10 protein-coding genes are annotated in these 12,863 nt (G+C 66.8%); 5 read left to right on the top strand and 5 right to left on the bottom strand.

Going from position 1 to position 12,863, the window contains the following annotated elements; translation table 11 throughout:
* Positions 1-46 precede the first annotated feature (46 nt).
* Complete coding sequence (locus tag K8P63_RS07610; protein WP_223799215.1) at positions 47-1,675, top strand: alpha-D-glucose phosphate-specific phosphoglucomutase; 1,629 nt, start codon at positions 47-49, stop codon at positions 1,673-1,675.
* A gap of 182 nt (positions 1,676-1,857) precedes the next feature.
* Complete coding sequence (locus K8P63_RS07605) at positions 1,858-2,607, top strand: Crp/Fnr family transcriptional regulator (protein WP_223799214.1); 750 nt, start codon at positions 1,858-1,860, stop codon at positions 2,605-2,607.
* Positions 2,608-2,639: 32 nt separating this feature from the next.
* Here K8P63_RS07605 and K8P63_RS07600 read toward each other — a convergent pair whose 3' ends face one another.
* Complete coding sequence (locus K8P63_RS07600) at positions 2,640-3,167, bottom strand: hypothetical protein (RefSeq protein ID WP_223799213.1); 528 nt, start codon at positions 3,165-3,167, stop codon at positions 2,640-2,642.
* A gap of 220 nt (positions 3,168-3,387) precedes the next feature.
* Here K8P63_RS07600 and K8P63_RS07595 point away from each other — a divergent pair, with 220 nt between their 5' ends.
* Positions 3,388-4,416: a trans-3-hydroxy-L-proline dehydratase gene (locus tag K8P63_RS07595; RefSeq protein WP_223799212.1), complete on the top strand. Its 1,029-nt coding sequence runs from the start codon at positions 3,388-3,390 to the stop codon at positions 4,414-4,416.
* Positions 4,417-4,431: 15 nt separating this feature from the next.
* Here the strand turns inward: K8P63_RS07595 and K8P63_RS07590 are convergent, their stop codons facing one another.
* Positions 4,432-4,893, bottom strand: a complete 462-nt coding sequence (locus K8P63_RS07590; RefSeq protein ID WP_223799211.1) for a hypothetical protein — start codon at positions 4,891-4,893, stop codon at positions 4,432-4,434.
* A 123-nt stretch (positions 4,894-5,016) separates the two neighbouring features.
* On the opposite strand from K8P63_RS07590, the gene K8P63_RS07585 reads away from it, so the two are divergent.
* On the top strand, positions 5,017-5,682 hold the full coding sequence (locus K8P63_RS07585) for a response regulator (RefSeq protein WP_223799767.1): 666 nt from the start codon (positions 5,017-5,019) through the stop codon (positions 5,680-5,682).
* Positions 5,679-7,031 (top strand): sensor histidine kinase, encoded by a 1,353-nt coding sequence (locus tag K8P63_RS07580; protein WP_223799210.1) that lies wholly within the window; start codon positions 5,679-5,681, stop codon positions 7,029-7,031. Before K8P63_RS07585 ends, K8P63_RS07580 begins: the two co-directional genes overlap by 4 nt.
* Before the next feature lie 7 nt (positions 7,032-7,038).
* Here the strand turns inward: K8P63_RS07580 and K8P63_RS07575 are convergent, their stop codons facing one another.
* Genes K8P63_RS07575 through K8P63_RS07565 form a run of 3 tightly spaced genes read right to left on the bottom strand, consistent with a single transcriptional unit; the run spans position 7,039 to position 12,836 of the window.
* Positions 7,039-8,460, bottom strand: a complete 1,422-nt coding sequence (locus tag K8P63_RS07575) for an efflux transporter outer membrane subunit (RefSeq protein ID WP_223799209.1) — start codon at positions 8,458-8,460, stop codon at positions 7,039-7,041.
* Position 8,461: 1 nt separating this feature from the next.
* Positions 8,462-9,619: an efflux RND transporter periplasmic adaptor subunit gene (locus K8P63_RS07570; protein ID WP_223799208.1), complete on the bottom strand. Its 1,158-nt coding sequence runs from the start codon at positions 9,617-9,619 to the stop codon at positions 8,462-8,464.
* The gene (locus K8P63_RS07565) at positions 9,609-12,836 is read right to left on the bottom strand and encodes an efflux RND transporter permease subunit (RefSeq protein WP_223799207.1); all 3,228 of its coding nucleotides are present in this window, start codon (positions 12,834-12,836) and stop codon (positions 9,609-9,611) included. The genes K8P63_RS07570 and K8P63_RS07565 overlap by 11 nt, the downstream gene beginning before the upstream one ends.
* Positions 12,837-12,863: the final 27 nt, after the last annotated feature.

The following is a 12,863-nucleotide window of genomic DNA, read 5'->3' as shown; positions in this document are numbered from 1 at the left end:
GCGATCGGCCTTTACGCGCGGCGTTGGTCTCTGCCACAAGCCCGGCATGACCCGCTCCATCGCCACCACCCCGTTCGACGATCAGAAGCCCGGCACGTCGGGGCTGCGCAAGAAGGTGCGCGTCTTCCAGCAGCCGGGCTATGCCAAGAATTTCATCCAGTCGGTCTTCGACGTGCTGGACGGATTCGCCGGGCAGACCTTGGTGCTCGGAGGTGACGGGCGCTTCCTCAACCGCGAGGTGATCCAGACCGCCATCCGGATGGCGGCGGCCAACGGCTTCGGCCGGGTGCTGGTCGGTAGCGGCGGCATCCTGTCGACCCCGGCGGCGAGCAACGTCATCCGCAAATATGGCGCGTTCGGCGGCCTCATTCTTTCCGCCAGCCACAATCCCGGCGGGCCGGACGAGGACTTCGGGATCAAGTACAACATCTCGAACGGCGGCCCCGCGCCGGAGAAGGTGACCGACGCCGTCTACGCGCGATCAAAGGTGATCGACCGCTACCTGACTGTCGACGTGCCCGACGTCGACCTCGATCGGCTGGGCAGCACGCAGGTCGGCGACATGACAATCGAGGTGATCGATCCGGTCGAAGATTATGCGGCATTGATGGAGGAACTGTTCGACTTCGGCGCGATCCGGTCGTTGATCGCCGGCGGCTTCCGCCTGAGCTTCGACGCGATGCACGCCGTGACCGGCCCCTACGCGCACGAAATCCTCGAGCGCCGTCTGGGCGCGCCCGAAGGAACGGTGGTCAACGGCACGCCCCTTCCCGATTTCGGCGGGCATCACCCCGATCCGAACGCTGTCCATGCAGCAGAACTGTTCGCGCGCATGTTCGGCGCCGACGCGCCCGATTTCGGCGCGGCGTCGGATGGCGATGGCGACCGCAATCTGATCGTCGGACGCAATATCTTCGTGACCCCCTCGGACTCGCTCGCGGTGCTCGCCGCGAATATGGGGCTCGCGCCGGGCTATGCCGGTGGGCTGACAGGCATCGCGCGTTCGATGCCGACCAGCGGCGCCGCCGATCGCGTGGCGCGCGCGCTCAATGTCCCGTTGTTCGAGACGCCGACCGGCTGGAAATTCTTCGGCAACCTGCTCGACGCGGGACTGGCCACCATCTGCGGTGAGGAGAGTGCCGGCACCGGCTCGAATCATGTCCGCGAGAAAGACGGGCTGTGGGCGGTTTTGCTCTGGCTGAACATCCTCGCCGTGCGTCGTGAGAGCGTCGCTGCGATCATGGCCGATCACTGGGCGCGTTACGGCCGCAATTACTATGCCCGCCACGATTATGAGGGGGTTGAAAGCGACGCCGCCGACCGACTGATGTCCGAGTTGCGCGGCGGCCTGGACAGCCTGGTCGGGCAATCGTTCGGATCCTCGATCGTCGCTGCGACCGACGATTTCGAATATACCGACCCGGTCGACGGTTCGGTCAGCAGGGCGCAGGGCGTGCGGATCCTGTTCGAAACGGGATCGCGGATCGTGTTCCGCCTTTCGGGCACCGGCACCAGCGGCGCCACGCTGCGCGTCTATCTGGAGCGCTTCGAAGGCCCGCAGGGCGTGCTGGATTACGACGTCGGCACGGCATTGGAGGATCTGGTTGAGGCGGCCGATGCAATTGCCGGGATCCGCCACCATACCGGCCGCGAACAGCCGACTGTCATCACCTGAACGATGCTCGAACGTCCGAGCTAATACAGGCGACGAAACCTCTATTCCACGGGTGAATGTAATTTCCACTGCTGCAACCGGTGTTAATTTAAGTTGATAAGTCCACAATGGGTTGATCCAGATTAAGGACGGATTGCGACGGATATGGGTTATGGGGCCAAACAGTGCCCAACCGATAAAACATGGCCGACCAAGACCCATTCCCCCCTCACCGGCTGTTCGAATTCGTCGAACTCACCGCGGCCGAACGCCAGGCGATCGATCGGCTCCACGGCCCTGTCGTGCGGGTGCCGAAGGGTCAGCAGCTTCGCAGGGCGGGCGAACCGGTGGTGGAGATCTTCTTCCTGATCGAGGGATGGGCCATCAGCAGCCTCGACCTCGCGGGAGGCGAGCGGCAGATCGTCAAGGTCCACCTTCCGGGCGATCTGCTCGGCACCCCCAGCATGGTGCTGGAAACCGCCGCGGAAACCCTGACAGCAATCACCCCGATCAAAGTATCGCGCGTGAGCCTCACCGCCTTCGGGCAACTCTTCCATGATGCCCCGCGGCTCTCCATCGCCATGTTCATGAGCGCCCAGCAGGAACGCATCATGTTGATGGATCGCGTGGCCTCGCTTGGGCGAAGCTCGGCCGTCCAGCGGGTCGCGAGCTTTGTGCTGCATGTCTACGATCGGCTGCGCGTGTGGAATCCCGAGCAGGGGCCCAAGCTGTACCTGCCGCTGACGCAGGAAAATATCGGCGACGTGACCGGACTGACGGCGGTTCACGTCAATCGTATCCTCCGGCAGATGAACGATGACGGCCTGCTCGTGCACGATCGGCAATGCCTGACGCTGCTCGACATACCGAAGCTGCGAACCGTCGGCGCATTGCCCGAGCGGCGGTGGTGCCAATGGCCCGAATGGCTCGACCGCAAGAATATCGAGGGCTGAAACCCGATTCCGCGTCGTTCGTCGCAAATGACCTATAGGGCGATGATGGTTCGCGTGACGGGGATCTTCCTTGCTTCCACGCGCTGGATGATATCCAGCTTGAGCTGCGCGCGTCGCAGCTGCGGGATAAGCTGAGCGCGAATCTCCGGAATATTCTCCATCAACGCTTTCTCAAGTCGCCGAACCTCGGCCTCGAGGATCCTCTTATACATGATACCGAGCCTCTCCCCGCGTACGAGATGATCGATACATTCGCGACAGATTTTATCTATAACATGTAACAATATCCGAAATCTTTTATCGATGTCGGTTGGATAGTCTATGTGATCGTTCAGGGGATCAACGCGCAGCCGAGCAATCAGGCCAAGATATCGCGCCATCAACAAGGCACCTCGCCGATCGAGATTTGCGATCGGCGAGGCGCAGAGCTTCGCTTGCGACGGGCGCAACAAGCGACGCACAAGGACGCGTTCCGACGCGCGGAGCGCAGCTTCCGAGATACGGGTCAAGCCAGCGGAAGCGATGCAGTTATACTCTTGCGATCGATTATCTTCCTTCACTTACATTATTTGTAAATGAAATCGGAGGCCCACCAAGGTCGGGTGGCCCGCCTACCCCGACGATCATCGAAACTCTTAGGCAGATCGCCTTCGATCAATTGCCCTCAACGGGACGCGTATTTTCGAGCGTCGCGCGGGCCGAACCAACCAGGTATCGATCATCAACAGGGTCGCGCTTCGCGTCGCATCGGCTATCGTCACGCGCCGATGGAGGAATGAAGTGCGCAGCTCGAAGGTTCTGCATGTCGTAAGCTGCCATGCCGGAGGCGAGGTTGGCGATGTAATCGTGGGTGGCGTGATGCCGCCGCCCGGCGATACGTTGTGGGAGCAATCGCGGTTTATCGCCCGCGACGAGCGCCTCCGCAACTTCGTCCTCAACGAGCCGCGCGGCGGCGTCTTCCGCCACGTCAATCTGCTGGTGCCACCCAAAAATCCGGCCGCCTGCGCTGGTTTCATCATCATGGAGCCGGCCGACACGCCGCCAATGTCCGGGTCGAACTCGATCTGCGTGGCCACGGTCCTGCTCGAGACCGGCATCGTGGCGATGGAGGAGCCGGTCACCCGCTTCGTGCTCGAAGCACCGGGCGGGCTGGTCGAGATCGTGGCCGATTGCCGCGACGGCAAGGCCGCGCGCATCAACGTCACCAATCTGCCCTCGTTCGCCGACAAGGTCGGCGTGGCGCTCGAGGTGCCGGGGCTGACGACGCTGACCGTCGATACCGCTTATGGCGGCGACAGCTTCGTGATCGTCGATGCGGCCGCGCTCGGCTTCGCGATCGCGCCCGACGAGGCGCGCGACCTTGCCGAGCTCGGCATGAAACTCACGCAGGCGGCGAACGAGCAGATCGGCTTCGCGCACCCCGAGAACGCGGATTGGACGCATGTGTCATTCTGCCTGTTCGCCAGGCCGCTCGCCGACGACGATGGCGCGACTACCATGGCGCATGCGGTCGCGATCCGTCCGGGCAAGATCGATCGATCGCCGACCGGCACCGCGGTCTCGGCCAACATGGCGGTGCTGCACGCCAAGCGACGGATGCGCGTCGGAGACCGGTATCGCGCGCGCTCGATCATCGGATCCGTCTTCGATGGACAGATAATGGGAGCGACGGACGCTGGCGGCCGGCCGGCGATCCATCCGCGCCTTTCGGGCAGCGCATGGATCACCGGCACGCACCAGTTGCTGCTCGACCCGGCCGACCCCTGGCCCGAAGGCTACCGCCTGTCGGATACGTGGCCAGGGGCCTGACGCGTTCCGCTCCGGTCAGGCGTGCGGTGCAGGCGGGCCGGCTTCGCCGGGCGGCGGCGGGGGTGGCCCGTCATGGCCGTGGCGCGGATGGCCCATCGGCCCGAGCGCGTGGACCTCGCCCGCCGCATCGACCAGGAACGAGGCCCGCAGCGTGTTCCGCTCGAACCGGCCCTGTACGGTAACCGTCTGGCCGCCCGTGACCAGAGCCTGCTCGTCGCCTCCGCGGCCGAGGTCCACCAGCGTCCGACCGCTGCCATCGTCGGCAATGAACTTGTTGCCATAGGCCTCGGCGACGCGCGCGCGGATCGCGACGATGCCGTCGTGCGCGGCCAGGGTACGGATCGCGACCGGGTGGAGCGGTGCCATCTCGATCGCCGGCCTGATCGCGTGGCCGGCCACGCCGCCGCCGATCGCGCCGACCGCAAGCAGCCCGGCTGCCATGGCGGCCTGTAGCGGAGTGGAGGTGGGTAGTTTCATGAGGTCGCTCCTTGCATTGGGGATGCCACCATCTAGGCCACGGCCGCCGACGCGCGCTGAACCGCGCGGTTCAGTTTCGGTTTAGGTCACGGGCCTAGCGGGCCGGAGAGGGAGATGCCGCCGATGCGCGTGCTGCTGGTCGAGGATGATGCTGCGCTGGGCGAAGCGATCGCACGGCAATTGCGCGCGGAGAACTTCGCCGTCGATCTCGCGACGAATGGCGAGGATGGCGGCCATCTCGGCGCGACCGAACGCTACGATGCCGCCATCCTCGATCTCGGCCTGCCCAAGCGCGACGGGCTCTCGATCCTGCAGGAGTGGCGCGCGGAGGGCGCGACGCTGCCCGTGCTGATCCTCACCGCGCGCGACGGCTGGTCGGACAAGGTGCAGGGCTTCAAGGCGGGCGCCGACGATTATCTCACCAAGCCGTTCCGGATCGACGAACTAGTGATGCGGCTGCGGGCGCTGGTGCGTCGCGCCAGCGGGCATGCGGCGAGCATCATCACCTGCGGCCCGCTCGCTTTCGACAGCTCGACCGGGCAATTCGAGCTCGATGGCCTTCCGTTGCGGTTGACCGCATTCGAATGGCGCGTGCTGTCGGCGCTCATGCTGCGCAAGGAGATCGTGGTCGAGCGAATGGACCTGCTGGAGCGCGTCTACGAGGGCGATGCCGACGTCGATTCGAACTCGCTCGAGGTGATTGTCGGCCGGCTGCGCCGCAAGATTGGCGCCGACCGGATCGAGACCGTGCGCGGCCGGGGCTATCGCCTCACGGCAGAGGCCGCGTGAGGCTGCTGCCACGCTCGCTGGCGGGGCGGCTGCTCGTCACCGCGGCCTTGGCCATCATGGTCGCATTGCTCGTCGCCGCGGTGGCGATCGGCCATGTGTTCGAGCGGTTCGTGATGGAGAATCTCGATCAGCGGCTCGACGCGCAGTTGGTGGTGGTGGCGCGCGCCGTCAGAGCTGACGGAAGCCTCGACCCGAACGCCGCGGTCGATGTGCCGCCGTTCGACCGGCCCGGCAGCGGCTGGGCATGGCAGGTGATCGCGCCCGGCGGCACGCTGCGCTCCGCATCGCTCGGCGGTACGAATCTGGTCGCGCTCACCGAGCAGGAGCGCGAACATCACCACCATGACGGACTGCGGCCCCGACCGTTCGAGGGGCTTGGATCGGATGGCCAGCCGGTCCATGGCCGGGCCGTCCTCATCGCCACCGCGGCCGGCCCCGCCGAACTGATGGCCGCCGGGCCGCGCCGCATGGTCGAGCGCCCGCTGCGCGCCGCCACGACGCCGCTGCTGCTGTCGATCGCATTGCTGGGCATCGTCCTGACGGTGGCGGTGCTGATCCAGCTTCGACTGGGATTGCGGCCGTTGAAGCGGCTGCAGGCGATGCTCGTCGAGGTACGCGAAGGCCGCCGCGACCGCGTCGAAGTGGACGAGCCGAGCGAATTGCTGCCGCTCGTCGCAGAACTCAATGCATTGCTCGATACCAACGAGGCACAACTTGCCCGTGCGCGCCTGCACGTCGCCAATCTCGCGCACGGCCTCAAGACCCCGCTCGCGACGCTTCGGCTGGATCTGGCCGAAGGCGCGCGCGACGCCGACGGACGGCTGGCGGCACAGGTCTGCCGGCTCGAGGACCAGATCCGGCACCATCTGGCCCGCGCCCGTTCGGAAGAGGGTCGCGCTGCGCTACGCTCTTCCACGCCGCTGGCGCCTGCGCTCGACGGGCTGGCCGTTGCCATGCACCGGCTCCACGCCGAACGGACGATCGAAGCCGTGGTGGATGTGCCGGACGCACTAGGGGTGCGTTGCGATCCGCAGGATCTCGACGAGGCGCTCGGCAACCTGATCGACAATGCCTGGCGCCATGCCCGGCAAACGGTGAACATTCGCGCGGATATGGAAGCCGGGCATGCGCGCATCGAGATCGCCGACGATGGCGCAGCGCTCAGCGACGCCAAACTCGCGGCACTGCAGGATGGAACGATGCGCGCCGACGAACGGGGCGGCGGCCATGGCCAGGGCGTTCGCATCGCCCGCGAGCTGATCGAGCTCCACGGCGGCCGGCTAAGGTTTGCGCGCGCGGCGTCCGGCGGGCTCGTGGCACGGATCGAACTGCCCGCAGGGCAGCGTTAGCGCTCGCTCAGCTCCCGCCGGTGACCGGCTGCCAATTGCCGCCGATCGCCGCGATCAGCCGCACCGTCGCCTGCAGCCGCCGGGTATGCAGGTCGATCGCGGTGCGGCGGATGCGCAACGCCGTCGTCTGCGCCGTGACCACATCGAGATAGTCGACCGCCCCCTTGGTGAAGCGATTGGTGGCGGTGCGCTCGGCCAGCGCCGCCTGCTGCATCGCGCGATCCTCCGCCACCTGCTCGTCGCCGAGATGGTGGAGCAAGGCGAGCTGGTCCTCGGTTTCCTGGAAGGCGCGCAGCACCTCCGCACGATAATTGGCGGTCGCCTGCTCCCACCCGGCGCGCGCGGCGGCGAGCTGGCCACGACGGCGCCCACCGTCGAACAGGGTCAGCACCGTGCTCGGCCCGATCGACCAGAACAGGTTGGGCGCGGTCAGCAGGCCGGGGATGCCGGTATTCTGGAAGCCCCCCTGCCCGCTGAGCGAGATCGCCGGGAAGAAGGCGGCCTTGGTCACGCCGATCGTGGCGTTGGCGGCGAACATGCGCCGTTCGGCAGCGGCGACGTCGGGGCGACGCTGGAGCAGGGTCGAGGGCAAGCCGACCGGGACGACCGGCTGGGTGAAATCGATCAATGCCGGCGCGATCGAGAAATTCGACGCGGGCTCGCCCACCAGGCTGGCGATCGCATGTTCGACCAGCGCGCGCGCCGCCTTGACGTCCTCGAGCTGCGCCTGCGCCTCGGCCAGCTGCGCGCCGGCGCGGCCGGTATCGAGCGCGTTGGCGATGCCGCCCTGAAAGCGGCGGTCGGTCATGGCGTTGGCCTGGGCGTAGGCGTCGACCGTGGCCGAGAGCAGTTTCATCTGCTGATCGTGCCCGCGCAACGTCAGGTAGGCGGCGGCGAGCTGCGCCTGCAGGCTGAGCTTCAGCGCGGCGGCATCGTCACCGCTGGCTTCGGCGGCCGCCCTGCCGGCGCGCACGCCGTTGCGCACGCGCCCCCACAGATCGAGCTCGTAGCCGAAGCTGCCGCCGACCTGATCGATCGGGTAGAGATCCGGCTGACCGGCGCCGCGCAGCGGCCGATTGTCCGATTGGCGATTGTCGGTCAGCGCGGCATCGACGCCGATGGTCGGAAACAGTCCGGAACGCGCCTGCGTCAGATAGGCGCGCGCCTGATCGTAGCGACCGAGCGCACCGGCCAGCGTGGGATTGTCGCCGGCGATCCGCTGCTCCAGCGCGTCGAGCGTGGGATCGCCGAACCCGGCCCACCAATTGGCGGCGTTCGTCGCCAACTGCGTGTCGGCAGGCGCCGCCGGCTGCCACGGCCCATTTTCCTTGAACGCAACGGGAGTGGCCACCGCCGGCGGCTTGTAGGCCGGCGCGAACGAGCAGCCGGCCAGCGCGGCGGCGCCCAGCAAGCCGGCAATGGCGCGCATCCTAGCCATTCGTCTTGGTGCCCACGCGCACGAGTTCGCCTTCCGCGATGGAGTCGGGCGGATTGTCGACGATCTGCATGCCAGCCTTGAGGCCGTCGTCGATCTCGACCGTGCCGCCCAGATCGCGGCCCACCGCGATCGAAAGCAGGTGGACATGGCCGTCGGGCCGGACGGTCGCGACCTGCGTGCCCTGCGCGCGGAAGATCAGGGTGCTCGACGGGATCGTCGCGCCGCCGGCGCGGTCGGGCACGTCGAAGCGGACGAGCGCATAGCCGCCGGGCTTCAGCGCTTCGCCGGGATTGTCGGTGACGAGCTGGACCTGGAAGGTGCCGGTCTGGCCGTTGATCGCGCCGGACGAGCCGATTACCTGTCCCTTCCAGCTTCGTCCCGGATAATCGGGCACGGTGACGGTCGCCCCGAGTCCCTGCTTCATCGAGGCGGAATAAGCCTGCGGCACGCTGACATAGATGCGCACGCGGTGCACGTCGGCGATCGAGAAGAGCGGTTGCTGATTGGTGGCGCCGGGGCCGACCAGATCGCCGATATCGGCGACACGCGCGGTGACCGTCCCGGCGAAAGGCGCCCGCAGCGTCGCGAAACTCTTCATCGCGACGAACCGGCCGAGATCCGCCTCGGCCGCCTGCACCGCTGCGTTGCGGGCGGCGAGCGCGCCGTTCTTCTCGTCGGCTTCCTGATGGCTGACCGAGTTGGTCGAGAGCAGGTCGTTCCAGCGCGCGGCGGTGCTGCGGGCAAGCGCGGCATCGGCCTTGGCGCGGGTGACCGCCGCGCGCGCCTGCACGATCTGCTGGTCGAGCTCGGGCGTGTCGATCACGCCGAGCACGGCGCCGGTGCCGACCTTCGCGCCGATATCCTTGTACCACGCCTTCAGATAGCCGCCGACGCGGGCATAGAGATGCGCGCCGTTCCACGCCTGCATCGTGCCGGGCAGGCTGAGCGCCGTGGAATCCGGCGCGGCCTTGACCGGGATCAGGTGGACCGTCGGGATCGAGCGCGCGTCCGACCAATCCTGCGCCTGATCCGCATCGTGGTGGCGGGCGACCGTGCCCGCTGCGACTACGCCGATCGCGACGACCACTGCGACGATGCCGGCGGTCTTGAGGCCTTTGGGCGCGCGCGGCGCCGCGGCGTCACTCTGCATGGACGAATTCTCCGGTGGCATGGGGCTCGTTTTCGGCGGCGGGATGGGGCCGCTCGCGACGGTGGGCGATACTGAAGACGACGGGGACGAAGACGAGCGTGGCGATGGTCGCGCAGATGAGGCCGCCGATCACGGCGCGGCCCAGCGGCGCATTCTGCTCGCCGCCCTCGCCCATGCCGAGCGCCATCGGCGCCATGCCGATGATCATCGCCAGCGCGGTCATCAGCACCGGGCGGAAGCGGGCGGCGCCGGCCTCGGTCGCGGCTGCCAACGCGTCGCCGGTCGCGGCCAGCCGCTCGCGGGCGAAGCTGATGACGAGGACCGAATTGGCGGTGGCGACGCCCATGCACATGATCGCGCCGGTCAGCGCCGGCACCGACAGCGGGGTGTGCGTGGCGAACAGCATCCAGACGATGCCGGCCAGTGCCGCCGGTAGCGCCGAGACGATCACCGCCGGATCGACCCACGACTGGAAATTGACGACGATCAGCAGGTAGATGAGCAGGATCGCGCCGGCGAGCCCGACGATCAGGCCGGTGAAGGCGGTGTTCATCGTCTGCACCTGCCCCATCAGCCGGACGGTCGAACCCTTGGGCTGATCCTTGACGGTCGCGTCCAGCAGCTTCTGGATGTCGCCCGCCACCGCGCCGAGATCACGGCCCTGCGTGGTCGCATAGATATCGTAGGAGGACTGGACCGCATAATGCGACACCACCGCCGGCGCGGGCTCGCGACGCAACGTGCCGAGCGCGCCCAGTATCTGTGCCGACTGGCCGGCGCCGGTAACAGGCAGATTGTCCATCTTGGCGAGGCTGTCGGTGCGATATTGGGGCGTCTGGACGACGATCGGGTAGGAGACGCCATTCTTGGGGTTCAGCCAGAAGGTAGGCGCGATCTGCAGGCTGCCGGCCAGATTGGTCGAGATGGCGCGGGTGACGTCGTTCTCGGTGATGCCGAGACGATCGGCCTGGCTGCGATCGACATCGAAGGCCAAGGCAGGATAATCATTAGCTTGCTGCACGCGCACGTCCGCCAGGCCGGCGATCTGCGCCATCTTCGCAGCGATCTCGTGGGCATAGGCATCGCCGGCCTTCACGTCGGGGCCCGAAATCTTCACGTCGATCGGGGCCGGCGCGCCGAAGTTCAGGATCTGGCTGATGATGTCGGCCGGCAGGAAGGCGAAGGACGAGCCGGGAAAGCTTTCCGGCAGGATGCGGCGCAGGTCGCGCACATAATCGGCGGTCGGGCGGTGATGCTCGGACAGGGTGACGAGGATGTCACCATCCTGCGGACCGATCGTGCCCGTATTGGAATAGGCATTGTTGATGCCGGAAACCGGCTGGCCGATATTGTCGACGATCGAGACGATCTGGTCGCGCGGGATCGCCGACCGGATGCGATCCTCGATCCGCCCGAACAAAGCCGAGCTCTCCTCGAGCCGCGTGCCGACCGGCGCGCGCACGTGCAGGCTGATCTGCCCGGCATCGACCGTCGGGAAGAAATTGCGGCCGAGCAGCGGGATCAGCGCGAACGAGATCAGCACGACCGCGAGGAAGGCGGGCACGAAGCCGGCCCGGCGCGCGAGCGCGAAGGCGAGGATCTGCTGGTAATATGTCGCGACCCGCTCGAACCCATGCTCGAACCCCTGCTGGAAGCGGCGAAGCGGATTGCGGCTCTTCGGCCGGCCCGCCATCGCATCGTGGGTCGCCATGATCTCGGCGGTGTGCTCCGTGGCATGCTCGCGCAGCAGGTAATTGCCCATCGTCGGCACCAGCGTCCGCGAGAGGATGAAGCTGGCGATCATCGCGAACACCACCGCTTCGGCCATCGGCGCGAACAGGAAGCCGGCGACGCCCGGCAGGAAGAACATCGGCACGAAGGCGATGCAGATGCACAGCAGCGACACGAGCGCGGGCCGCACGATCTGCTCCGCGCCGTCGAGGATCGACTGGCGAACGGTCTTGCCTTGTTCGAGGTGCCAGTTGATGTTCTCGATCGTCACCGTGGCGTCGTCGACGAGGATGCCAACCGCCAGCGCGAGGCCGCCGAGCGTCATCACGTTGAGCGTCTCGCCCGCCACCGCCAGCGCCGCGACGGCGGCGAGGATCGCGAGCGGGATCGAGGCGGCGATGATGACGGTCGAACGCCACGAGCCGAGGAACAGCAGAATCATCAGCGAGGTGAGCGTAGCGGCGATCGCGCCCTCGCGCACCACGCCCGACACCGCCGCCTTCACGAACAGCGACTGATCGGACAGGGCCTGGATGTTCAGGTCCGACGGCAGCGTTTCCTTGAGCTTCGGCAGCGTCGCCTTCACCCCGTCGACGATCGCGATGGTCGAGGATGAACCCGCCTTGAGGATGGTCATCAGCACCGAGCGTGCGCCGTCGACGTGCACCACATTCTGCTGCGGCGGCGAACCGTCGCGGACGTGCGCCACGTCGCGCATGAACACGGTGACGCCGTCGACCGTCTTGATCGGCAGATCGTTCAGGCGATCGATCACCGCCGGGCTGTTGTTGAGGCGGAAATAATATTCGTACTGGCCGATCTTGGTCGTACCGGCGGGCACGATCTGGTTCTGCGCGGCGAGCGCCAAGCCGACGTCGGTCGCCGAAAGATGCCGCGCCTGCAGCGCCGCCGGATCGAGATCGATCTGGATCTGGCGCACGCGGCCGCCGTAGGGCGTGGGAATGGCCGAGCCGGGCACGGCGGCCAGCGCCGGGCGGATGAAGTTCTGACCGGCGTCGAAGATGCTCTGCTCCGACAGCGTCTTGGACGACAAAGCCAGCTGCAGGATCGGCACGGTCGAGGCGGAATATTGCAGGATCTGCGGCGGCGTGATGCCCGGCGGAAGCTGCTTCAGCACCGTCTGCGAGGCAGCCGTCACCTGGGCCGAGGCGGTGCGGATGTCGACGTTCGGCTGGAAGAAGATCTTCACCACCGCGACGCCGTTCATCGACTGGCTCTCGATATGCTCGATATCGTTGACCGTGCTCGACAGTTGCTGCTCGTAATAACGGACGACGCGGCCCGACATGTCCTCTGGCGGCAGGCCGTTATAGGTCCATACCGCCGCGATTACCGGGATCTTGATGTCCGGAAAGATGTCGGTCGGCGTGCGCAACCATGCCGTGATTCCGGAGATCAGAATCAGGATCGCCAGCACGACGAACGTGTAGGGCTTGGAGAGCGCAAGTTTGACGAGCTGGAGCATGATCTGTCCGTCGAAGGAACGACGCCG

Source organism: Sphingomonas nostoxanthinifaciens, from assembly GCF_019930585.1.
In the GTDB taxonomy this organism is placed as follows: Bacteria; Pseudomonadota; Alphaproteobacteria; order Sphingomonadales; family Sphingomonadaceae; genus Sphingomonas_I; species Sphingomonas_I nostoxanthinifaciens.
Note: the sequence above shows the minus strand (reverse complement) of the source record. Positions and strands in the feature narration are given on the sequence as shown.